This window comes from Nonomuraea sp. NPDC003201 (assembly GCF_053590415.1).
On sequence record NZ_JBSFTC010000752.1, the window covers coordinates 1 to 1,304 of the forward strand.

The 1,304-nt window shown below is 76.4% G+C and carries 2 protein-coding genes; both read right to left on the reverse strand.

Annotated features, from left to right (window positions below; genetic code table 11):
• Positions 1-1,006, reverse strand: a 1,006-nt coding sequence (locus tag ACWDX9_RS63375; protein WP_449973464.1) for an NAD(P)/FAD-dependent oxidoreductase, incomplete at its 3' end; no start/stop codon positions are given.
• A partial coding sequence (locus ACWDX9_RS63380) for a (2Fe-2S)-binding protein (protein ID WP_449973465.1) occupies positions 1,003-1,304 on the reverse strand: 302 nt, incomplete at its 5' end. The genes ACWDX9_RS63380 and ACWDX9_RS63375, both read right to left, overlap by 4 nt.

Genomic DNA, 1,304 nt, shown 5'->3' on the forward strand with positions numbered 1-1,304 from the left:
CCCAGCGCAGGGGCGCCTCGGCCACCAGCGGCACCCCGCCGGCGGGGGCAGGGTCCCCGGCCAGGTGCCGCAGGACGGCGGCGGCCACGTGGCGGCCGTCGAGCGCGGCGACGTCGGCCGTGTCGACCGGGTGCAGGAGGTTCCCGGCCGCGAACACCCCGGGCAGGCTCGTGGCCAGGGAGGTGTCCACGCGCGGCCCGAGCGTGGCCGCGTCCATCTCCAGGCCGCCCGTACGGGCCAGCTCATGGTCGGGGATCCAGTCGCCGGTGATGATCACCGTGTCGCAGGGGACGCGGCGGCGCCGCCCGGTGCCGAGGTCCTCGATGTCGACCGAGGTCACGCGGCCCTTGCCGTTGACGGCGACGACCCGGGTGCGGGCCCGGACGAGCACGCCGAAGGCCAGCCGTCCCGGGAGGTGGAAGGCCGCGTAGGCTTCGGGCCGGTCGTACTCGCTGGTCATCAGCACCGTGCGGCAGCCCGCCTCGCGCAGGGTCAGGACCGCCGACCAGCTGACCAGCTCGGCGCCGACGACCACCGCGCGCCGCCCGACCTCGCGGTGGTGCAGGTGGACGAGGTTCTGCAGCTGGCCGGTGGTGTAGACGCCGTCGGGACGGTCGCCGGGGATGAGCCGGGCCGGGCGGGGCCGCTCCCGGGCGCCGGTCGCCAGGACCACCGCGTCGGCCTGGACGAGGCGGCGGCCGTTCGGCGAGGTCACCTCCAGGGTCCTCGGTCCGGCCCAGCCGGTGACCATGGCCTCGGTCTCCAGCCGGGCTCCGGCGTCGCGGGCGTGGCGGGTCAGCCGGCGCGCGTACGCGGGTCCGGAGATGAATCTGCGCAGGTCGCGCAGGCCGTAGCCGGGGTGGTCGCTGTGCCGGGGGATGCCGCCGGTCTCCGGCTCGCGTTCCAGGACCAGGACGTCGCCGTCCACGGACGGGGCGAGCGTGGCGGCGGCGGTGAGCCCGGCCGGACCTCCGCCGATCACAGCCACCCGTACCCGCTCGGTCATTCCGTTCCCCCTTCGAAGATCTCGCGTACCCGGGCCCCGCAGTAGAAGCCCTGGCAGCGTCCGTTCATGGCTCTGGTGCGGCGGCGCAGGCCCTCCACCCCGGCCGGCGGGATCACCGAGGCCAGGGCGTCGCGGATCTCGCCCTTCGTCACCCGCTCGCAGAAGCACACGACCCGGCCGTACTCGGGGTCGGCGGCGATCGCGGCGGCGTCCTGGTAGGGGCGCGGGAAGGCCTCGCCCAGGTTGGGCATGCGGGGCGGCGCGGGCAGCGCGGTGCGCTCGGCCAGGTCGAGGTGGC